The sequence below is a fragment of the Arcicella rosea genome (genome assembly GCF_040543805.1).
Classification (GTDB): domain Bacteria; phylum Bacteroidota; class Bacteroidia; order Cytophagales; family Spirosomataceae; genus Arcicella; species Arcicella rosea.
On sequence record NZ_JBEUMS010000007.1, the window covers coordinates 141,938 to 163,968 of the forward strand.

16 protein-coding genes are annotated in these 22,031 nt (G+C 33.0%); 6 read left to right on the forward strand and 10 right to left on the reverse strand.

Going from position 1 to position 22,031, the window contains the following annotated elements; translation table 11 throughout:
• Window positions 1-26: 26 nt before the first annotated feature.
• Entirely contained in the window at window positions 27-1,325 is a 1,299-nt protein-coding gene (locus ABID42_RS10945; RefSeq protein ID WP_367283693.1) for a dihydrolipoamide acetyltransferase family protein, read from the reverse strand.
• Window positions 1,316-2,554, reverse strand: coding sequence for a competence/damage-inducible protein A (locus tag ABID42_RS10950; RefSeq protein WP_367283694.1), 1,239 nt, complete (start codon window positions 2,552-2,554; stop codon window positions 1,316-1,318). Before ABID42_RS10950 ends, ABID42_RS10945 begins: the two co-directional genes overlap by 10 nt.
• A 150-nt stretch (window positions 2,555-2,704) precedes the next feature.
• On the opposite strand from ABID42_RS10950, the gene ABID42_RS10955 reads away from it, so the two are divergent.
• The 3 genes from ABID42_RS10955 (at window position 2,705) to ABID42_RS10965 (ending at window position 5,022) form a co-directional block, all read left to right on the forward strand.
• A complete protein-coding gene (locus ABID42_RS10955; RefSeq protein WP_323258999.1) occupies window positions 2,705-3,427 on the forward strand; it encodes a DUF4197 domain-containing protein in 723 nt (240 codons plus the stop codon).
• An 89-nt stretch (window positions 3,428-3,516) separates the two neighbouring features.
• On the forward strand, window positions 3,517-3,867 hold the full coding sequence (gene gldC, locus ABID42_RS10960; RefSeq protein ID WP_323324841.1) for a gliding motility protein GldC: 351 nt from the start codon (window positions 3,517-3,519) through the stop codon (window positions 3,865-3,867).
• A gap of 126 nt (window positions 3,868-3,993) precedes the next feature.
• On the forward strand, window positions 3,994-5,022 hold the full coding sequence (locus ABID42_RS10965) for a thioredoxin family protein (protein ID WP_367283695.1): 1,029 nt from the start codon (window positions 3,994-3,996) through the stop codon (window positions 5,020-5,022).
• Between the two features lie 73 nt (window positions 5,023-5,095).
• On the opposite strand, the gene ABID42_RS10970 is transcribed toward ABID42_RS10965, so the two are convergent.
• The 6 genes from ABID42_RS10970 to ABID42_RS10995 form a co-directional block, all read right to left on the reverse strand.
• Window positions 5,096-5,806, reverse strand: coding sequence for a hypothetical protein (locus ABID42_RS10970; RefSeq protein ID WP_367283696.1), 711 nt, complete (start codon window positions 5,804-5,806; stop codon window positions 5,096-5,098).
• A 461-nt stretch (window positions 5,807-6,267) separates the two neighbouring features.
• Entirely contained in the window at window positions 6,268-6,888 is a 621-nt protein-coding gene (locus tag ABID42_RS10975) for a fibronectin type III domain-containing protein (RefSeq protein ID WP_367283697.1), read from the reverse strand.
• 932 nt (window positions 6,889-7,820) lie between these two features.
• Window positions 7,821-8,459, reverse strand: a complete 639-nt coding sequence (locus ABID42_RS10980) for a hypothetical protein (protein ID WP_367283698.1) — start codon at window positions 8,457-8,459, stop codon at window positions 7,821-7,823.
• Window positions 8,460-8,590: 131 nt separating this feature from the next.
• Window positions 8,591-9,331, reverse strand: a complete 741-nt coding sequence (locus ABID42_RS10985; RefSeq protein ID WP_367283699.1) for a hypothetical protein — start codon at window positions 9,329-9,331, stop codon at window positions 8,591-8,593.
• Between the two features lie 87 nt (window positions 9,332-9,418).
• Window positions 9,419-10,300, reverse strand: a complete 882-nt coding sequence (locus ABID42_RS10990) for a hypothetical protein (RefSeq protein ID WP_367283700.1) — start codon at window positions 10,298-10,300, stop codon at window positions 9,419-9,421.
• Between the two features lie 314 nt (window positions 10,301-10,614).
• A complete protein-coding gene (locus ABID42_RS10995) occupies window positions 10,615-11,562 on the reverse strand; it encodes a hypothetical protein (protein WP_367283701.1) in 948 nt (315 codons plus the stop codon).
• Between the two features lie 737 nt (window positions 11,563-12,299).
• On the opposite strand from ABID42_RS10995, the gene ABID42_RS11000 reads away from it, so the two are divergent.
• Window positions 12,300-12,950: a PAS domain S-box protein gene (locus ABID42_RS11000; protein ID WP_367283702.1), complete on the forward strand. Its 651-nt coding sequence runs from the start codon at window positions 12,300-12,302 to the stop codon at window positions 12,948-12,950.
• 154 nt (window positions 12,951-13,104) lie between these two features.
• Here the strand turns inward: ABID42_RS11000 and ABID42_RS11005 are convergent, their stop codons facing one another.
• A complete protein-coding gene (locus ABID42_RS11005) occupies window positions 13,105-15,753 on the reverse strand; it encodes a glycoside hydrolase family 2 protein (RefSeq protein ID WP_367283703.1) in 2,649 nt (882 codons plus the stop codon).
• 432 nt (window positions 15,754-16,185) lie between these two features.
• Between ABID42_RS11005 and ABID42_RS11010 the strand changes: the two genes are divergently transcribed.
• Both ABID42_RS11010 and ABID42_RS11015 read left to right on the forward strand, forming a co-directional pair.
• Window positions 16,186-18,678, forward strand: coding sequence for a PIG-L family deacetylase (locus tag ABID42_RS11010; RefSeq protein WP_367283704.1), 2,493 nt, complete (start codon window positions 16,186-16,188; stop codon window positions 18,676-18,678).
• Between the two features lie 83 nt (window positions 18,679-18,761).
• Window positions 18,762-19,196 (forward strand): CHRD domain-containing protein, encoded by a 435-nt coding sequence (locus ABID42_RS11015; protein WP_367283705.1) that lies wholly within the window; start codon window positions 18,762-18,764, stop codon window positions 19,194-19,196.
• 143 nt (window positions 19,197-19,339) lie between these two features.
• On the opposite strand, the gene ABID42_RS11020 is transcribed toward ABID42_RS11015, so the two are convergent.
• Window positions 19,340-21,970, reverse strand: a complete 2,631-nt coding sequence (locus ABID42_RS11020; RefSeq protein WP_367283706.1) for a DUF5686 and carboxypeptidase regulatory-like domain-containing protein — start codon at window positions 21,968-21,970, stop codon at window positions 19,340-19,342.
• Window positions 21,971-22,031 lie beyond the last annotated feature (61 nt).

A 22,031-nucleotide genomic window follows, 5' to 3' on the forward strand; every position in this document is an offset into this window, starting at 1 on the left:
GCTCAAAACTGGTAGCTGAAAGCTTACTACAATTTTCTGTCAATTTCAAAAGCCTCCAAGTAATCAGATACTCTCTTTACAAATTGTCCGCCTAATGAACCATCAACAATTCTATGGTCATAAGAATGAGAAATAAACATCTTATGACGAATACCTAATAAATCTCCTTGAGGCGTTTCAATCACAGCAGGTTTTTTCTGAATAGCCCCAAATGCCATAATCGCTACTTGTGGTTGAACAATAATAGGAGTACCCATAATGTTCCCGAAAGTACCGATGTTAGAGAAAGTATAAGTACCGCCTTCTAAGTCTTCTGGTTTTAGTTTATTTTCTCTGGCTCTTTTGGTTAAATCATTAATTTTCTTTGTCAGACCAATTAAATTATATGAATCTGCATTATGAATCACTGGGACAATTAGATTACCATTTGGCAAAGCAACTGCCATTCCGACGTTGATATTCTTTTTATAGATGATTTTATCACCATTTACAGAAGCATTGATTTGTGGGAAATCTTTAATGGCATTTACGATAGCTTCTACTAAAATCGGCGTATAAGTAATGTTTTCGCCATATTGTTTTTTGAAAGCATCTTTAGCATTGTTTCTCCAAATCGCTACATTCGTCATATCCGTTTCAACGAAAGAAGTAACGTGTGGAGCAACCCTTTTAGATTCTATCATACGCTCTGCAATCATTTTGCGCATTCTGTCCATCTGAATAATTTCATCAGTACCAGAAGTGAAAACAGGAGCGGAGTTTGAAACAATTTTTTCAGGTGCTTTTGCTACTGGGATACTTACTTTAGCTGTTTTTCTATTTTCTAAATAAGCTAAAATATCATGTTTGGTTACTCTTCTATCAGCTCCAGAACCTACGATAGCATCTAATTCAGCCGTTGAAATGTTTTCTTCTTTAGAAATACTTAATACTAAAGGCGAATAAAATCTTGCACCAGCATTTGAAACTGTTTCTTGAGCTGTTGGGTCAAGATTAATGCCTGTTAAGCTTTTAATTTCTTCAATTTCTTGAGCAAGCTTTTCAGAAATAACTTCTGCTTTTGGTGAAGAATCTGCTTCTTCTCCATCTGTATCAATGATACATATTGGTTTCCCAATTTCTGCAATTTCTCCTTCTTGAATCAAAATTTCTGTTAAAATTCCCGACTCGGTACAAGGTACTTCTGTATCAATTTTATCAGTAGCTACTTCTAATAAATATTCATCGGCTTCAATTTTTTCGCCTATGCCTTTAAGCCACTTTAAAATAGTAGCTTCCATGATACTCTCGCCCATTTTGGGCATAATTACTTCGATTAAAGCCATGTTGTTCTTAATAAATTCAGGATGTTGATTGCTGTAAGATGAATGTTTTGTTCACGAAATCCACCCAATTGCAATTTCTTTGTGATTGTTTGTTTTTCTGAAGCGATGGCAATCCAGATAGTGCCTACTGGTTTGTCTGCTGTTCCTCCATCTGGTCCTGCGATGCCACTTGTTGCCAAACCAAATGTTGTTTGGCATAATTTGCGAATATTTTCTGACATTTCGATGACTGTTTGCTCTGAAACTGCTCCGAATTGTGTTAATGTTTCAGCTTTTACACCTAATTGATTGATTTTAACAGTATTGTCATACGATATAATTCCGCCCATAAAATAGGCTGAACTTCCTGCTACTTTCGTGAATTGATGTCCTAAATAGCCACCAGTACAACTTTCTGCCGTAGAAACGGTAAAGCCTTTTTCTTTCAATAAACGACCGATCGCTTCTTCTAGTTCTTCGTTCCCAAAACCATACACATAGTCTTTGATGATAGGCAATACTTTTTCAAATTCATCTTCTACTTCTTTTTCAAGTGCATTAATGTCTTCTCCAAAACCTGTCAGCCGTAACTTTACGCTTCCCATTGCGGGTAAATAAGCTAATCTGATGTGAGGAGGAAGGGCATCTTCCCAAGCATCAATGATTTCTGCTAATAATGATTCACCAATACCAACAGTACGAATTACTTTATGGAAAATTACGGGTGTTTTAAAATACTCTTGAATTTTAGGCAATAATGAAATCGTCATCAAACCTTTCATTTCAAAAGGTACGCCTGGCATTGAAATATAGACTACACCATTTTGTTCAAACCACATACCGGGCGCAGTTCCCATTGTGTTTTTGATATAAGTAGCATTGGCAGGTAATTCTGCCTGACCAAGATTTAAGCCTGTTACTTCTCTTCCTCTTTTTCTAAAGAATTCTGTTAAATCACTTAAAGCTTCTGGATGTACTTCTAATGTTGTATTGAAGTATTTGCAGAATGTCTTTTTGGTAATATCATCTTTGGTGGGTCCTAATCCACCTGTTACAATCACTAAATCTGCTCTTTTTGTTGCTTCTTGAAAGATTTGTAAAATGGCTTCTTCTGTATCGCCAACGGATGATTTTCTAACGGTGCGAATCCCTATTTTATCAAGTTCAGCACTAATCCACTGTGTATTGGTATCAGTAATTTGTCCATATAATATTTCATCACCAATGGTAATTATCTCTGCTCGAATCATTTTTATTTTTACCTTTTAGCTAAAGGCTTAGTCCTAATTGATTATTTTTGTTCAAAATTACACAAATTCAAGTGTTTTGGCGTTTAAATGACAATGACTTTCCATAAAATTTGTCAGTTTTCATATTGTTAAACATTGAAATTTAAAAAAATGAAAAGAATTTTCTTAGGCCTATCCTTAATGTTTTCTGTGAGTAGTTGTAATTCACAGAATATTGGTAATATCCTCAAACAAGCGAATGATGTTTTGAGTGGTACACCCGGTGCTTTGACAACGGATGAAATCGGGAAAGGTTTGAAAGAAGCTTTAACGGTTGGTATTAAAAACAGTTCATCAAAGGCTTCTGCTTTAGATGGTTATCTTGGCAACCAAACCATTAAATTGTTATTTCCGCCAGAAGCACAGAATGTAGAACAAAAACTTCGTCAGATTGGCTTGGGTGCGCAATGCGATAAATTTATTACTGCTTTGAACCGTGGAGCAGAAAAAGCCGCAGAGAAAGCCGTTCCTATTTTTGTGGATGCAATTACTAAAATGACGATTCAAGATGCTTTGAGTATTTTGAAAGGTGATAAAGATGCCGCTACCAATTACTTAAAAAGAACATCTTCGGTAGCTTTAACCAATGCTTTTGCGCCAGTAATGGAAGAATCTATCAATTCTACAGGTGCTACTAAACTGTATGGAGATATTGCTACAACATACAATAAAATTCCTTTTACGAAAAAAGTAAACCCAGATTTGAAACAATATGCAACTCAAAAAGCAATTGATGGGTTATTCCTTTTAGTCGCTCAAGAAGAACAGAAAATCAGAGAGAATCCTGCTGCTCGTGTATCGGATTTATTGAAAAAAGTTTTTGCAAATCAATAGCCTATTAGCTATCAGCTTTGAGTCATCAGCTATCAGTTTTTTGCGATTCAATTAAAAAACAATTATATAAAAAGTACCAATCTTTTATAATGAAACATTCTGAAATTAATTTTAAAGTAACATTAGACGACCAAAGTATCCCAGAACAAATTCAATGGTCAGCAACAGACAATCCAAACGAAGGTATTGAAGAAACAAAATCTATCTTTGTGGGTGTTTGGGATCATTATCACAAAGGAACTTTAGCTTTACCACTTTGGACAAAAGATATGGACGTTTTAGAAATGAAACGTTTTTACATTGAAGTAATCGGAAGTATTGGAAATACCTTAGTAGATGCCACTGGCGACCAAAAGATGTCCACTTTAATTGATAACCTTTGTAGAACTTTAACTAAAAACCTGCAAGAAGAAATTAAAGCCGCTGAACAACAGCAATAAAACCTCACCCCCGACCCCTCTCCTGTTGAGAGGGGAGCAAGCAAACTCTAAAGATTAATGCTCCCCTTCTCAACAGGAGAAGGGGTTGGGGGATGAGGTTTTTTATTGCAATTCCCATTTTTAACCATGAAAAAATTCTTTACTCTTTCTCTCTTTTTATTCCTCACGCATTTAGTTACTGCACAAAAAGGAACAGCTTTTTTACAAAGCGGAAACCTTAGAACAGTTTTCGATTTAGCTAAAGCACAAAACAAACCTGTACATTTAGAAGTATATGCACCAACATGTCATGTTTGTAATGCTTTTAAACCTACTTTTGAAAATGCCCAAGTAGGAAGTCTTTACAATCAAAACTTTGTAAACTATAAGTTAGATATTACTTCAGCAGAAGGAGCAGCTTTCTTGAACAAACAAGGTATTTGGATTCCTTCTACTCCAACGCTTTTGTTTTTTGATAAAGATGTAAAATTAATGCACATTACTGTTTTGGGCGAAAACTATAATACTCCACAAGCATTAATTGAAGCTGCCAACAAAGCTATCGACCCTAAACAACGTACAAGCAATTATAAAGCAAGCTATCGTTCGGGGAATCGTGATGCCAACTTTTTGATTGAATATGGTTTTATGGCGAGAATCATGCGTGATACACTTGATAATATCAATGTGATGAATAATTATGCGAAAATCGTTCCTGCAACACAATACGGCAATAATACCAGTTTCTTATTGTTACAAAAAGTCATCATGGACGATGAGAATAATATCTTTGAATACATGATTAGCCATTTAGGAGAATTTAATGCCAAATATGATAAAAACTTGGTAAAGCAAACGGCTGAAAATATTATCATGTATTCTTTGTACAGTAGTCGTGGAATGAAATACTCTGTAGCAAAAATCAATCAGGTAAGAGCAAACTTGGCTAAACTAGGCGTAGATAAAAAATCTATTAATGGCAGAGTTTGGCGAGAAGAATCAACAGCTTATTTCCGAGAAGGACAAGTACCGAAAGCTCTTGCTGTGTTAGATAGTTTAGTGGATGCAACAACAGATAAGAAATCATATAAATTCTTGAGTAACTGGATTAAAGCCAGAAGTTCTGATAAAGCCGCTTTAGCAAAAGCTGCTCTTTGGGATGCAAAGAGTAAGTAAGTTAGAGCATAAACAAATAAAAAAGCGTCTTGAAAATTCAATTTCAAGACGCTTTTTATTGCATGTCACTCATTTACAATAATTTATAAGTTACTCCAAAACGTATTAGTCTTGAAACACAATATGGTGAGCCTCCTTCAAAACCATCCAAATAATTCATAAAACCATAAGAATATCCAGCATAAACCCCCATCTTGTTATAATTTGCAGCAAGCTGAATTCTTGGTCTAACTTCTGTATTGATAGTTTTTCTATCTCTTTCAGTGGTAAATACTGTACCATCCACAGCGGTTGCTTTTCCGTTTTCTTGTGTTTTGAGATTGATACCAATATCAAAGCCCCCAGTTAAATCAATGGCTATTTTTTTAGCATGAAAACGATGTCCTAGCGATGGAAAGATATTAATAAAATCTGCACTTAAAATTGTACTCCCTTTAGTTGCTAGTAGATTACCAGGAGACTGTGGTGTTCCATACACTCCAAGAATGTTTACTTTACTTCTCAGGCTTTCATAGCCAAAGTCAAGACCAAGAATAAAATTCTTTTTGGTAACTCTCTTCAAATTCCCAGAAAAACCATAAGAAAGTGCCGACTTTGTGCCATAAGGATTATTGGTGTAACCACTCTTACTGTCAGCAATGTAATTAATAACTGAATTAGCATTGGATGATTCTCCATGAAATGAAAAAAGCCCAGAATTTAAAGCAAAATGTAATTCTGTTTGTTGAGCAAAAGTACTTGAGAGTGCCAAAGAAGCAAAAACGGTGAGTAATAGTTTTTTCATGATATGTGTATTTTATTGAAATGTTTAGAAATATTAATTGATTCGATAAATATAATTAAATGTTGATATGATTAAAGAATTAATAACTCGACAACAATTTAATGATGTAATATTTTCACTATTGATTCAATAATTAATGGTAATTTAAAACAGCTTCTCAATACTGTCTTTTATTACTTTATTGAATGTAACGTTGGTAATGAAAAATTAAAAATCTACCTGAGGCAAAATCAAACAGAACGTGAATTGACTATCTTTAAAATCGAACTTTTGGAATAAGTTTTTAATTCAGAGTAAAATTAAAACTCTTCCACATTTGTAATAAAATTTATTTAGCTGTCAGAGTGACATAGATAATCAAAATAACATTTTAGCGATAAAAGAAAATATATTACTTTATTAAAAATGGATTGATGATAGTTTTTTCATCAATCCATTTTTAATAATATGTGTTTGAAGTCTCACAAAACATAACTAAACACCACATCCGAATACACCAAGATTGGTTCTTTACCTACTGCGGCTACTTTAATGGCGTATTCTGTGCCTGATTGTAGGTTTTCAATTTCAATTTTTTTACGACTGGAGACATGCGTTTCCCAAATACTTGTTTCTGTTAGGGGGGAAGTTGTAATCTGATAAATATAGCTTTTGGCTCTGTTTATTCTATCTATATTGGCGATTAAAGTACCTTTTACTGGACCGTTAACTATTGTCAAATTGCTGGGTTTGGCTAAAATACCAACGGGCTTTCCTTTCTTTTTAACATCAAATCCTGAACTTTGGGCTATTACTTCATTGTCAAAACAATTCATATTTACATACAAGCCCAACAATTCTAATTGTTTTTCTAAAATACTTCTACATTCTTTTTTATAAAGAGTTGCCTGTTTGCTTCCAGTCTTAGATGCTACCAAAGCATCCAGAAACGCTATTCTGCTTTGATTAATTTCTTCTAAACTGGGTTGCGGAGTAGGAAAATGAGGGTTTCCTGTTAGGCTTTGAATAATTGCCGAAGTCTTGATGTTTAATTCATCTTCTCTGTATCTTTTAAAACTTCTGAGGATTGTGATTTTAGGCATATCAATGGGTATTTTAAATGTTGAACATGTATGGAATAAAGTAGATGATTAAAGCATTGATTTGTAATGATTTAATCTTTGATTTTTTATTTAAAGATAATTTTTTTTTGAATAATAAGCTTAAATATTTCTTTAGAAAATTGATTAATAGTCTCTCAGAATATCTTTATTTATGAGTAACTTCTCTTTTTTTCTTGTTTAAAAGACTTTATTATAGTGTAACAATGGATAATTGTAACACGCAAAAATTATATAGTAGTATAACAATAACTAATTGTAACACGTAAAAATTATATAGTAGTGTAACAATAATTAATTGTAACACGTAAAAATTATAAAATAGTATAACAATTACTAATTGTAACACGTAAAAATTATATAGTAGTGTAACAATGATTCATTGTAATACGCAAGAATTTCATAGTAGTATAACAATTACTAATTGTAACACGTAAAAATTGTATTGTAGTGTAACAATGGTTAATTGTAATACGTAAGAATTATATCGTAGTATAACAATAGTTGATTATAACATGCAAAAACTATAAAATAGACTTACAATGGATTACTGTAGCCCGTATAAAATATTTTATACGTCTTTGTTGATGTTTTTTTAACAACAAGCTTTGCGTCAGGTACTGTCTGAAATGGGAAGGATGATAGAGAAATTATAAAATAGGCTATTATAATTGAATATTAATACAAATTAGCTAAAGGAATATCAGAGGAGGAAATAAACTAGCATTTATGATTTTTATTGAATTATCATAAAATGATAAGGTTGGGATTTTTAGGGTAATAATCAATGTAATATATTGTTTTTTAGGTGTTTATGATTTCGTTTAAACCTATAAGGTTTTAAAAACCTTATAGGTTTAATGCCCACGCTTGGCGGAGTGTTTTTCACTACACCAAGTAAAGGTTTTTAACGTCTATCTTCTTACCGCTCTACCTCTTATAGATTTATCAACTTTTGAATAATCTACCCCACACTTCACAAAATACTTTTGGTCTTCTATATAAATATATTGACGTTCTTCTTCCATTTGGTATTTTTCATAATCCAACCCTAAATACTTCATCCACTCTAGCGTTATGCGATGTCTCATATATCGTAAATTTGTAAAGACAATTATACTTAAATGCTTCACATCATCATAATTAAATGTAATATCTGGAAATCGAGAATCAAGAGATGTACTAGAATAAACTAACCATTCACTATCCTCTGGTTTTGGATAACTCTCATAAATAAAGGGAGATGTAAACTCTGGACAAGACAAATCTTCTTGACTCAAGGGAAAATAATCCAGTTTTCTCCATTTATGATCTCCTCTCTGTGGTGGTGGATTGATTCCTAAAATCGGTGTTGACAAAAAATCAAATTGCTCAAAAAAGGTTGTTGATTTTTCTTTACGTGGTTTATCGCTTCGATAATTAAGCACTTTTACTATTGTACCTATATGTCCAAACTCTGCCAAACAAATTGTTTGTACATAAGCAAAGCCTAGATTCTGAGCCATAGGGACTTCCCAAAGCATACCGTGATGACTATCAACTAATTTTTTCATTTTAAAAAAACTATGATGTTTATTTACTGCTATTTATTTTTTCAAATAACTAATACATGAATAACACGCTAATGACAATTAAGAAAAACTAATTATAGCCTTTGCAGTTTGCTAATGCCCATTTTTTAAATCTATATTCCCTTTATTTCAATTTTTTTTATGATAAAACTGCTATCACTTAAGTCTTGTATTATTTTTTTCATACCTATATCAGCAGCACTTCCTAAATCTATTTGAAAGATTGCATAGTCTTTATTTTTGAATTCTTTTAATGAAAAAGAATGTATTAATCCTTCAAAACCTGCTATTCCTTGCTGATTATTTTCATTATAATTACTAATTGATTTACCGATAAAATGCTCAAGGGCATCAGCTTGTTCAACAGAGAGATTTTCATCAAAAATAATCTTCACGCTAATGTCAATATCTGGTTTTTTAAGTACTACAACAAATCGATATCCATCCAAAAATACTTTCCGTTTTAGATAAGCATATTTGATAAGATTATTTTTTAAATATTCTACGTTCAAATCTTCAATCCAAAAACGGATACTATCTTTTTCGATTTTTTCTCCACAATTGATTGGATTATCACCTTTTAGATTTTCCCAATAGAGTGTGGCATCAGTGGCATAATGCGTATAATAAGATAGTAGAAATGGATATACTGTTGTTTTTGATGTATTTTCGATGATTTGAGGAAAATCTTTAAATATTATTAAGAAATCTTCAGGGTCAAATATTTCGCCTAAAAACTGTTTTAGCTGAATAGATACTTGTTTCATTAATTCGTTTTTAAATGTCTTAGAAGTGTCTATAGACAAAAGTTTGTTTAATGAATAATCCCAATAGTCATAAGTCTCGAATTTCATATTTTATTTTAGTTAAATATTATTACTTAATGCTGATGAAAATTTGTACCCTTGTCTATTTTTTACATACAACCAATAACTAACTTTTCAATCCGCTCTCCAATTTTGTCCCCATTCTGCTTTAGTGCTTCCAATAGGGATGCGCATTCCAAAATGTTCCAAACAATATTTATATATGCTCTCAATATCAATAGTTTCATTAAATTTTTGCTGAATTTCTCTATTGTATGGTTCATTTGAATCAAAAGGATTATCATATAATTCTATAAACCGTATCCCATTTTCAAGCAAAATATTCTGCATACCTTCTTCGAATCCTTCTACTTTTTCCCTTTTTATCATTTCATAAGCTTGTTCCCCAAACCACATTCGCCAACAAGACCTCAGCATCATATTACACACTTGTCGGTTTCTTCCCGGGTTTCCATCAATATTTATTCGCTTTTCACCATCAATACGTAAAACTTTTCTTTTGTCAATTGGTATTTCTTTTTCTAGATAGTTTCTCACAAATGTTTCATTTTGTAAAAACTCATCTAAACCCCAAAAAGAGTAAGCACATACAAAACCTTTATGAGTAAAAAAAGGCTCGAATACTGGCAGGTTAAATTTTTCAATACTTCCTCTCCATATTATTCGAATTAATCCAGGACTAACAATTGGGACAATATTTGCTATAGTCAATCTATGCTTATTTTCTGTATCATAAAAAAGATGTCCATAATAGAAAAATCGTTCTTTTTTCATTTTGGAAAAAAAGGTATTCCCTTTTTCTATTGAAAAATCTTTATATCCTGTCCAACGTTTAAGGATATAACCCATATTTGGATTATTGACAAGGTCAATAATTTCAGATACTTCTAGGGTATCTAGTTTAAAACACATCTCAAAGGTAATATCAGGATATTTTTCTGCTAATGCTTGTGTATCAAGTGGCTTAGGTCTATAAAACCATTCTAGTATTTTCATGGAGCATTACGTTGTTTCTATTTAGTTTGTGTTGTAGTTATAAACCTATAAGGTTTTAAAAACCTTATAGGTTTAATGCCTTTATTAGTGTTCCGCCTTTGTTGGTGTTTTTTCACCAACAAGCTTTGCGTCAGCAACACGCTAATTTCAATTAAGAAAATCAATTATAAAAGAAATGATGCGTTGCTGACGCCTGTCTTGTTGGAAATAATTCCAACAAGGGCAAAAACGGTAACTGCAAGAGTTACCGCTACAATGATTTTAATAAGAATTTATCTTTATGAACAAGAGATTTTTAAGTCAGCTTATCCATTTTAAATAATTTCATTCCTTACTTCAATACCTTTTATGTTTAATTGTTCTTCTAATTGTAGCCAAGTAGTATCGCTTAATGTGGATGCTTTGTATGAGGTGGATTTAAAGTCTTTAGTGATGATTCTGATAGCGTTAGGGTTTTTTCTGGCAGTTTCAAAGACTATTTCTTTGATGTCTTTTAAAGCATAAATATTTTGCCAAAACCAGATGTTATGATTTTTGATGACCAAATAATCGTTGGCAATAATGATGTAATTCATCATCCAAGAAAAAAATAAAATGCCTGCTATCAGAATAGGTATGACATAAATTATTGAAAGACTATAAGGATTGTTAATTATTGATGGCATTGCACAAACAAAATAGGCAATAAAAGACCAAAGTAGAATACCTCTAAAACTTGTAAATTGATTCCCTTTAAAAACTTGCTTTTCAGTCAAGGATAAATCAATAGATTCATACTGATTTACTTCAAATGCTTGGTAGGCTTGTTGTTGTTCCACTACTTGATAAAGGAAAGATTTTATTTCCCATAAATTCTCATACAAATCATCATAAAGTACTTTTTCTGTACCGTTTTTAAACTGAATAATCATCCCTTCTAATTCATTTCTATAAGTTTTACTAAAAGGTATTTTTGTGGAGAAAGTAATGTATGTAATGTCTTTGATAAGGAATGATTCACTATCGCCAAAAGTAATAGTATCATTTTTGATAGTAACCAAAGGCGTTTTTTTGAAATAAGTAAATGTATCATAAAGTGAGTAGGTAACCACGCCTAATCCAAATAGGAAGAATATCCCATCACCCACTTCCAGTTCATCATCTGCTAGTTTATCAATTGTGGATAGTAAGATTGTTGAACCATAGAAAAGAAAGAAAGCACAGGTTATCGTAAGGATGATGTAAAATCTATACAGATGTCTTTGTGTCGAAATTGTTGTCATTGTTTTGTGCAGTTTATTGATTTGTATGTAATTGATAAAGATAATTATTTGGCTTTAATTTCTTTATCGTTTTACATATTTTAGAAGTAGTTAGTTTGTTGTAGAGGCAAAATCTGTAGAGGTAATCCCTTGCGGTTGCCTTTATTGGTTGGAATAGAAAACGGTAATTGCAAGAGTTACTGCTACAATGATTTTATTAAACATTCCGCCTTTGTTAAAGATAATCAACAAGCCTAAAAAGCAAACAACCTCTATACAATACGATGGCGGTCGTAAATGTATGAGGTTGTTTTATTAAGAGATAGTGGTTATTTCATTAGTGGCGGATTTAATCTTATGTTTAACAAGTAATGAGTAATACTTGGCGGTAATAAATATTACTTGAAATGTTCATGACCTTGATTATTAATGCTTTATTAAATTTCTTATTCAAAATTATAACTTTTGTTAAGGCTAGTGAATGACTATCAACATATTGTTTCATGAGTGTTATTGCCCAATAAAATGACAAATATCATTTATTAAAATGATGCAAAAAGAATATGTTTTAGCGTAACTTAATAGATTTTAATCTACTGAAAGTCAAAACTTTGAAAGATATGAAAGAGTGCTTTGGCTTTGTTCTTATAAATCGTTGTCTTATCTACTTAAAAAACTGCTTTTTGTCAGTTTTTGAGGCTTTAAAATGCAAATGCTTAATTTTGCTCTTTGAATCTATTAAAAAGTGATACACATTTATGGCAGAGAACTATACTTTTAAAGATAAGTCGAAACTGGAGTTATTAAGGTTTCTGGAGGCTTATCAAATGGCGATTGACGAAAGTATCATTTGTTCTGTTACTGACACAAAGGGAGTAATTGTTTATGTCAACAAGAAATTTTGTGAGGTTAGTAAATATCAAGAGGAGGAATTGATAGGTAAAAATCATAGAATTTTAAATGCTAATTATCATGCTGGAACATTTTTTAGAGAAATGTGGCAAACGATTTCAGCAGGAGAAATGTGGCGAAACGAAGTGAAAAGTATTGCAAAAGATGGTACTTATTTCTGGCAGGATAGTATCATTCTTCCAGTTTTTGATGAAAATCGTAATATCATTCAATATTTTTCTATCAGAATTCCTATTGATGATCGTAAAAAGGCTGAGGAGGAAAGAGAACAGCGTATTAAGGATTTAGAAGGGCTTTTATTTAAGATTTCGCATGAGGTGCGTCATCCTGTTACTTTGATGTTGGGAATTTGTAATTTGTTTGATGATGTTTCTCTTTCGCAAGAAGAGCTTGCTACTTTTATCAATGGCATCAAACATGCTGCGGAAAGATTAGATATTTATACCAGAGAAATTACTGAAGTACTTAGTAAGCTTAGGGATAAGGAAGATGCTTAGGAGTTTTTTTGAGTTTATGAGTTTAGGGTTTATGAGAATAATGTTACAATGATAAAATCGCCGTTGTTCGTGAGACACGAACAACGGCGGAAGAATACTTAACATCAAACAAAAAACTCTTCTCATCAACATTAAACTCATCAACTCATAGACTTTAATTAACGTTAAAATACTTCAAAGCGTAATTCCAGCCTTCAATTGATACTTGTGATTTTGTTTGTAAAGGAACGTTGTCGATGATAATAGTTTTCTCTGCACCCGGAGCGATAGAAACATAATTATCATTATAAAATACTGGTAAGATTCTCTCTTTGCTAGTGGCATCTACTAAAGATACTCTATTAAAGAAAGCGATTGGATTATTTGCTGGGTTTGTTAATGTGACTTGTACTTTGCCCGATGCAATACTTTTTACTGAAACTTTTAAATTTTCAGCAGCTTTCATTTTTTGTAAACCAGTATATTCTCCTTTTGCATTCGGATACCAATACATATTATCACTTACGATTTGTTTGTTTTCATCTAATAATTGTAAAGACAAAAACGAACCATCTTCTGCACCGATTTCATCTAAAATCTTTTTCACCGAAAGAATCTTTTTCACAGAACTTGCTTCGATATAAGTAAATACTTGGGTAATTTCTTTAACAGTACCGTCTATCTTATACGCTTTGGCAACCAACATCAAATTTCTACGAGCTTTGAAATCATTGTTTACCATCATTAACATACCATCTACAGGATTTGCCATGATGTGTACCAATTCGCTTCCATTTCTTAAACCATACAAACAAGCGTTAGGGTCTAAATAGTAATCATACATTTGTCCACGCATGGCAGTCCAAGGATTTTGTGTTTTCCAGATGATTACGCCTGTGTACCAATCCCAAATATGTGAAGAGAAACCTTCAATCAAGCCACGATATTGATCATAATTTACTAATTGTGCTTTCAAACCAAAATCTTTGATGTCTTTAGGTTTTCCATAAGGATTAATAAATTCATTATAACCAACGCCTGTATAAGTATGATATGTCCAAACAGAATCAGGCTTTTGGTTAGCATCATGGTATGGAACAACAAGGTTTTCTTTAGGAATGAAGCGTTTCAAAGATTCATAATCACCCGTACCTACTGAACCAACTTCTGAATTGAAAGGGAAAGTACGTTGATTCCAGAAAACATCTAATGGTTGAATGCCATAAGGACCGTCGCCATTACCACCTAATGAATTAAATGACATTTCATCAGAATTGGAATAATCAATAAACCAACGAGTACCATCTAATTTAGGCAAAATCTCATCTCTTAAAGGAACAAGGATGTCTTCTGGAGGGGTAATCTCATTTCCGCCACACCATATTGCTAAAGAAGCGTGATTTCTCACCATTTTAATCATGTCGGCAGCAGATTCTAAGAATAATTGATGATTATCAGGATAATTTCTTCTAGTCCATTGGTCTTCTTTCTTCATTGGGTCAACCCAGCGACCATTACAATCGCCTGACATCCAGAAATCTTGGAAAACCAACATCCCATATTTATCACAAGCTGCATAAAACTCAGGACGTTCTACTAAAGCACCGCCCCAAATACGAATAAGATTTAAGTTCATATCACGATGAAAACGAATTTCTGCATCATAACGCTCGTCAGTAAAACGTAACATCGCATCAGAGATAATCCAATTACCACCTTTGATAAATACTTTTTGTCCGTTTACATAAACCTGACGGCTAGCTGTATGTGCATTCCAATCTGTTTGGATTTCACGGACACCAACTTTTACAGCTTCTTGGTCGGATACTTTATCATTGACGATAAATTCAAATTTAGTATCATACAATTCTTGTTTTCCATAACCAGCAGGCCACCATAAACGAGGATTCTTTAAAGATAAATCAGCTAAAGAAACAGTAGTTGTGCTATTCGGAGGAAGGATTACTTTTTTCGCTACCTTCATTCCATCCATTGTATAAACTAAAGTACCTTCCACTTTTTGGCTAGAAGGATTCTCTAAATCGGCAGAAGCTTTGATAATTGCAGGTTTTTGAATCGCATCAGGCATTCTTTTTTCAGGAACTAGCGTAATGATATGCGGGTCTTTTAGATTTACTTTTCCTGTTTTTTCAATATAAACTTTATCCCAGATACCTGTATTTCTATCACGGATTGGGCGAATCCAGTCCCAACCAGCAGTATATTGTAGTGAAACGTTTTTAGCTATAGTTCCATCACCGCCTTGTCCACCATTTGCATTTCCGACAGTATAAGGAGGATAGACAATCACCGCTAAACGATTGTTACCATCTTTTGCCAAGAATTTAGTGATGTTGAAAGACTGACGTAAAAACATTCCTTCAAATACTTTCTGGTTTACTTTTTTACCATTCAAGAAAACATCACAGCTATAATTGATACCTCTGAATTTTAACCAAACTTCTGAACCATCAGCAGGAATACTTTCTTTAAAATCTTTGGCAAACCAATAAGTATAATACTCTCTGCCAGTATTATAAATATCTGGAATTTTCTCATTGTTCATGCCATAAAAAGGGTCTGGCACTTCTTTATTAGCCAACATACTTGTAAGCACCGTACCCGGAACAACGGCGGTTTTCCAATTATGAAGCGAAAAGCTAGGGGAGGAGATGAGTTCGCCACTTTCTTTGGTGCTTTTAATGGGATTACATTTCCAAGCACTATTCAGTTCATACTGATTTTGTGCTTGGATTTGTTGTACAAACAATAGCATCAGAATAAGATGAAATTGCTTGAGATTTAGTTTTAAAAAATTGGACATAGTAAGATTGAAAATTATTAATATTTTTAGAAGTACTCAGTTGCCTGACGTTCACAAGGAAAGCCAAGCCTTCTTCATTGCTGATGAATGATGTGCTAAATTTAATACATAATATTTGGGATTATTGTACTTCTTTGTATGATTTGATTCAAAAATAAGCAAGAATACTTAATTTTTATTTTGTAATCGGCAATATATGTAAAATATTAAAATATTTTTTAATGATTGAGAGAAGCTATGAAATTGGAGTATTGATGTTGAATAATTGTAAAATATTGAGAATAAAGGTTTATTGTGTTTTCTGCCTTTTTCAATGCGTTTAACGTCATTCAGCGAATTAATTTTATTCCTGCTATTAAATCCATTATTTTTCTCTCTTTAATATTCTTAATGTTTTCCATTAATTTCACGTTGAACTATAAAATTTCTCAGATGAATATCAAATCGAACAAAACCATTTTTCTATTCTTAATACTGCTTGGTTCATTGTTCAACATTACTGCTCAACCCATTAAACCAATGCCCGCTGGCGAGCTTTTGTTGAACCTTAAAAAATTGAATGTACTTGGTACAGCCATGTACATAGCTGCTCACCCAGACGATGAAAATACTGTAATGCTTTCGTGGCTTGCCAAAGAACGTAAAGTAAGAACAGCGTATTTATCAATTACCCGTGGAGACGGCGGTCAGAATTTAATTGGTTCAGAATTAGGCGATTTATTAGGCTTGATTCGTACCCAAGAATTATTGGCGGCTCGTGCGATTGATGGTCCAGAACAATATTTTACTCGTGCCAACGACTTTGGTTTTTCTAAAAACACTGAAGAAACACTTCAGATTTGGGGGAAAGATGCGGTTTTAGCAGATGTGGTATGGAGAATCAGAAATCTTCGTCCAGATGTAATCATTTGTCGTTTTCCGCCTGACGCTCGTGCTGGTCATGGAAATCACTCTGCTTCGGCAGCTTTGGCAGAAGAGGCTTTTAAAATTTCAGGCGACCCCACAAAGTTTCCAGAACAATTGAAATATGTAAAACCTTGGCAAGCAAAAAGAGTGGTTTGGAATACTTTCAATTTCGGAGCAGTATCACAAAAGCCAGCAGAAGGTACTTTTATTCAAGTGGAAATTGGCGGATATAATCCTTTGTTGGGAAAAGCTTATTCTGAAATTGCGGCAGAAAGTAGATCACAGCATAAATCTCAAGGTTTTGGTGTTCCTCGTACTCGTGGTTTACGTCCAGAATATTTTGTCCATAAATTCGGTGAACTTGCTCAAAAAGATGTTTTTGATGGTGTTGATTTAAGTTGGAGCAGAGTAAAAGGTGGAAAAGAAGTAGAATCTTGGATTAACCTTGCGATTAATAGTTTTAATCCAGAAAATCCTTCAACGATTGTTCCGTCTTTATTAGAAGCTTATAAAACACTTGATAAAATTGGCGATGAGTATTGGAAAACACAGAAGAAAAAAGAAATTGAAAACCTGATTATTGCTTGTACTGGTTTATATTTTGAAGCGAATCCTAATGAATATTCAGCTTCTTCTGGAGAGAAAATCAATATTCTTGCTACAGCAGTAAAACGTTCTGATTTTGGCGTAAACTTACAGAAAATCAAATTAATTGGTTTGGGAAAAGACAGTACTTTCAATGTTAGTTTAGCCAATAATGAATTGCAACGCATTAATTTCTCAGTTGAGATTCCGAAAAATCAGCCATTGACACAACCTTTTTGGTTGGCTGAAAAGAAAATGGGAAAAGGAATGTATCGTGTAGATGACCAAACTTTGATTGGTTTACCAGAAAAACCAGCAGATTTACAAGCAGAATTTACTTTCGTGATTGATAATCAGTCTTTCACTTTTAGCACGCCAGTTATCTATAAATATACGGATGAAACTCGTGGAGAACTTTATCGCACCTTTGAAATTCGTCCAGAAGTAACTGCGAATATTTCAGATAAAGTATATGTTTTTGCCAATGAACAAGCCAAAGAAGTAGAAGTAACTTTAAAATCTGGAAAGAGTAAAACTTCTGGTTCGGTAAGTTTAGATTTACCAACAGGTTGGAAAGCAAATCCTGCAAGTATAGATTTTTATTTAGCAAATAAATACCAAGAATTGAAATTGGTCTTTAAAGTTACTCCTTCAAGCACAACCCCAGAAGGAACAGTAAAAGCCATTGTAAAAACAGCCAATGGGACTTATGACAGAGGGATTTTAACCGTTGCTTATGACCATATTCCTCCGCAAACACTTTTCCCAGTAGCAGAAGCTAAAGTGGTGAAACTAGATATTAAAACGAAAGGCAAAAATATTGGTTACATCGTAGGAGCAGGCGATGATGTTCCAATGGCTTTGCGCCAGATTGGCTATAATGTGACGATTTTAACGGAGAAAGAATTAAACGAAGATTTATCGAAGTTTGATGCCATCGTTGTTGGTGTAAGAGCTTACAATACCGAAGAACGTATTACTTATTATCAGAAGAAATTGATGGACTACGTTGAAAAAGGTGGAAACATGGTTGTTCAATATCAAGTAAATAGCAATTTGCAAAAACTAGAGATGGGTATTGGTCCTTATCCTTTTAAATTATCAAGAGATAGAGTAACGGTTGAAGAAGCAGAAGTTCGTTTTTTGAAACCAGAAAGTATTTTATTGAATAGTCCGAATAAGATTACTTCAAAAGATTTTGATGGTTGGATTCAAGAAAGAGGTTTGTATTTCTCGAACGAATGGGATGGGAAATATGATGCTATTCTGTCATCAAACGACCCGAATGAAGCACCAGCGAATGGCGGTTTATTATATGCTAAATACGGAAAGGGAAATTATATTTTTACAGGATATGCTTTCTTCCGTCAATTGCCAGCGGGTGTATCGGGTGCATACAGATTATTTGCTAATCTTATTTCAGCAGGAAAATAATTGTTGAAACGCAACCAAAGTAGAGAAAGAGCCGTAAGTGTGTGTAAGGCGCAAGTCTTACATTCACTTAAACAAAAAATATTATGAAAAAAACGCTCTTTACGCTCTTAATCTCTGCTTTGTTATTCGCTACTTCTTGTAAAAAAGATGAAGAAGTAGTTTCTCCAGAAGTAAAATTCAATGTTAGCCTCAATGGCTCATTAGAAGTACCCACCAATACTTCTACAGCTACAGGTTCGTTTGTTGGTACTTATAATAAGACTACGAAAGTTATTTCTTACACCATCAACTACAATGGAATTACGCCAACAGCTTGGCATATTCATAAAGGAGCGGTTGGTGTAAATGGTGCAGTAATCTTTCCTTTGGGAACAACATTCAATACTGCTTTTAGTAGTACAACAGCTGCATTAACAGCAGAACAAGAAACAGATTTAATGGCTGGAAATTACTATGTTAATATCCACAGTGCTTCAAAACCAGGAGGCGAAATTCGTGGACAGTTGATTTTGCAATAGCTTTTAGCTGTGAGTTGTAAGCAATGAGATTTAATAATCTTTATACTAATAAAAAAAGCGGTCAAAATTAGTTTTTTGACCGCTTTTTTTGTAATTTTTAGATATAAATAACCTCAAAGCTAGTAGCTCATTGCTCAAAGCTATTATCGATTAAACTTAATTCTCAACACCGTAGCATCATATTTTCCATTCACAAAATTACCGACTACTTCTAAACCAAATAATTTTCCAAGACCTAACAAACCATAACCAACTTCTAGGTATTCAAATTGTTGATTAGGTACTTTTAAATAATTAGCAAAGATTGATTCTTTCAAACCGTAAATTCTTAAAGGAGTAATTTGAGTTAGCAATAATTTATTGAAATCTTGTTGAGCAAAAACTTCTAAATAATTACCTGTTGTGCTGTGTAAATAATAATCTAAGTTTCTATAAGCATCAAATCTGAATGAACGAAGAATAGTTTGATTACCATTAAAATGACGGTAATCAATAAAGTACGTTGGTTTTTGTAAGTATCCTCCATAATTGGCAAGGATATGTAAATTTCCTAATTTTTCTAAATCAAAAAACTGTTCATAAGAACCTTGTAAACGTGAAAATTTACTTTCAGTCAATAATCCATTGGTTGATTTTACTCTAAAAATAGGATTTCCTTCGTTAATCGTGTACTCTCTGTCATTGAATTTGCGTTTCTTGGCAAAAGGTCTCCAAGCAATTAATGCTTCTGCCAAAAAGCTTTTATGGGTGTTAAAAGCAGTATTGGCTAATTCACTATTCGTAGGATTGTTCGGACTGAAATCTCTATCTTTTACATCAATCCAAGGTTTGAAAGTACTTAGGTTTTCTAAAGCCTTTCTTTCTGCATATTCCCCACTGGCTACGATGGTTATTTTTTCAGAAAGTCGATTTCTGTATTCTGCACTGATATAATCTTTCTGGTAAATTTTCTGATAATTTCTTTCTGCCAACATCGTATAAATAGTATTGGCTGGCGTAGAAATAGGGTTTTCATTGTTAAATTGTTGAATGTATCTACCCGTTTTGATTTCAATAGTATGTTGATTTTTTAAATAATAATATCCAAGATTCCAGTTTAAAGCTTTTCTACCCAAAGCGTATCTTAAATCTCCATAAAAGGATTCTCTTCTGGTTAGTTTTTCACGAATGTCGTATCTTAAAGAACCTTGTAGGAAATATCCATCAACACTATTCACAAAATCTAAAGCAGGAAGCTGAATCAATGGAGAACTATAAGTAAGCGATTTCTGATGAAAACCGAATAGATTATCTCTTTTGCCATAGTTATAAGTTTTTCCAAAAATCAAATGAGAAAATTTGAAAGCAGGCAAATTTCGAACAGAATCTTTTTTGAATTGCTCTTCATTGGTTTGTGCAATGCTATCAGCCTGAGCGTAGCCTTTTATTTCTAATGGAGTAAGTGGTATTTGTCTTTCTTCATTCCAGAAATCAGCATTTCGTTTATTATGAAGACTATCAATTTCAATGTTATAAGAACGAACCAAATCTACATCTTCGCCCTTTTTCTTTCTATCTTTTTTGTCTTCTTTCTCTGCTTCTTTCAAGAATTTATTCAGTTGCTTCCGAGTTACTTGTTTTTGGCTGAGTGCTATTTTACTATTTACTTTTTCACCTTTTAACGATTTTGCTTCGGCTTTGTCTATTTTCTCATCAATTACAACGGGTTTTTGATGATACTTCTCATTAACTGATACCGTATAATTTCTAACGTTGGTTACATAATTAAAGAAACCTTTAAAACCAAAAGCATCAAAATCTGAACGAAAAGTATAATTGATGGGCAACCAAATTTCTTTGTTGGGGGCATAAATCATTTTTACGCTGTTAGAAGTATTATCATCACTAAAGCGCAAATCTAAACTATGGATGTACCAAGAATCTTCGATGATATTAATAATTCCTTCAAAAACATTTCCATTTCTTGATTTAGGCGTTACTCTTATTTTATTAACCGTTTGTCCATTTTCAGTAAAAAAACCTTCGTATTTGAATTTATAATAAGCCAATGCTACTGGAGAAAGTGGCGAAACCATATCGCCAAAAGGTTTTGGATTATAGAAATTGGTACGAGAAACAGGAATAAAGTTTGTACCCTGACTTTGTAATTGCTTCGGTAAGTTGTTTCTGGTAGAAATTACTTTTTCCTTCACTACCGAAGGTTGTTTTACATTAATTTCATTGATTGATTCCAAAACATATACTTGTCCAATTTTCAAGCCTGATTCTTTTTCAATTTTTTTGCCTGCAATAGCTTTCATCAAAGCAGAAACTTCACTTACTTGTCCAGTACCTTTTACATAGGTTCTGGCAGAAAATTCGTTGATTTCTAAAATTTTGAAACGAGCCATCGAAATGGCTTTTCGCATAATAGTATAAGCTGGGTCTTCGCTTTTGGCTGAGAATTCTACTTCTTTTAGACTGATGGATTGTTCCTCTAAAATTGCATCAACATTAATAATTTCATTGGCAACAGTTACTTTCTTTTCAAGTGTTTTGTGTCCTAAAAATTGGTAGATGATGGTGTATGTGCCAGCGGCTAAAGTAAGTTCGTACTTGCCATCTTCATTTGCCATTGTGCCTTTCCCAGATTCTTTAATAATGATTGAAGCAAAGGAAAGTAATTCATTTTTTGTATTTTTAACGGTTCCTTTGATTCCAGTACTCCAAGCAAAGGAGCTAAAGAAGAGCGTAAACAATAAAGTAGTTGAGAGGTTTTTAATAAACTTGTTCATAATCAGCAATTTGAGGTGAATTAATCATGTTTTAAAAGTGCAAGTTAAAAGAAAAGCATGG

What these genes read in the sequence shown, in the direction of transcription:
- ABID42_RS10945 (WP_367283693.1), bottom strand. Translation starts at nt 1,325, where the DNA reads ATGGCTTTAATCGAAGTAATTATGCCCAAAATGGGCGAGAGTATCATG.
- ABID42_RS10950 (WP_367283694.1), bottom strand. Translation starts at nt 2,554, where the DNA reads ATGATTCGAGCAGAGATAATTACCATTGGTGATGAAATATTATATGGA.
- ABID42_RS10955 (WP_323258999.1), top strand. Translation starts at nt 2,705, where the DNA reads ATGAAAAGAATTTTCTTAGGCCTATCCTTAATGTTTTCTGTGAGTAGT.
- gldC (WP_323324841.1), top strand. Translation starts at nt 3,517, where the DNA reads ATGAAACATTCTGAAATTAATTTTAAAGTAACATTAGACGACCAAAGT.
- ABID42_RS10965 (WP_367283695.1), top strand. Translation starts at nt 3,994, where the DNA reads ATGAAAAAATTCTTTACTCTTTCTCTCTTTTTATTCCTCACGCATTTA.
- ABID42_RS10970 (WP_367283696.1), bottom strand. Translation starts at nt 5,806, where the DNA reads ATGAAAAAACTATTACTCACCGTTTTTGCTTCTTTGGCACTCTCAAGT.
- ABID42_RS10975 (WP_367283697.1), bottom strand. Translation starts at nt 6,888, where the DNA reads ATGCCTAAAATCACAATCCTCAGAAGTTTTAAAAGATACAGAGAAGAT.
- ABID42_RS10980 (WP_367283698.1), bottom strand. Translation starts at nt 8,459, where the DNA reads ATGAAAAAATTAGTTGATAGTCATCACGGTATGCTTTGGGAAGTCCCT.
- ABID42_RS10985 (WP_367283699.1), bottom strand. Translation starts at nt 9,331, where the DNA reads ATGAAATTCGAGACTTATGACTATTGGGATTATTCATTAAACAAACTT.
- ABID42_RS10990 (WP_367283700.1), bottom strand. Translation starts at nt 10,300, where the DNA reads ATGAAAATACTAGAATGGTTTTATAGACCTAAGCCACTTGATACACAA.
- ABID42_RS10995 (WP_367283701.1), bottom strand. Translation starts at nt 11,562, where the DNA reads ATGACAACAATTTCGACACAAAGACATCTGTATAGATTTTACATCATC.
- ABID42_RS11000 (WP_367283702.1), top strand. Translation starts at nt 12,300, where the DNA reads ATGGCAGAGAACTATACTTTTAAAGATAAGTCGAAACTGGAGTTATTA.
- ABID42_RS11005 (WP_367283703.1), bottom strand. Translation starts at nt 15,753, where the DNA reads ATGTCCAATTTTTTAAAACTAAATCTCAAGCAATTTCATCTTATTCTG.
- ABID42_RS11010 (WP_367283704.1), top strand. Translation starts at nt 16,186, where the DNA reads ATGAATATCAAATCGAACAAAACCATTTTTCTATTCTTAATACTGCTT.
- ABID42_RS11015 (WP_367283705.1), top strand. Translation starts at nt 18,762, where the DNA reads ATGAAAAAAACGCTCTTTACGCTCTTAATCTCTGCTTTGTTATTCGCT.
- ABID42_RS11020 (WP_367283706.1), bottom strand. Translation starts at nt 21,970, where the DNA reads ATGAACAAGTTTATTAAAAACCTCTCAACTACTTTATTGTTTACGCTC.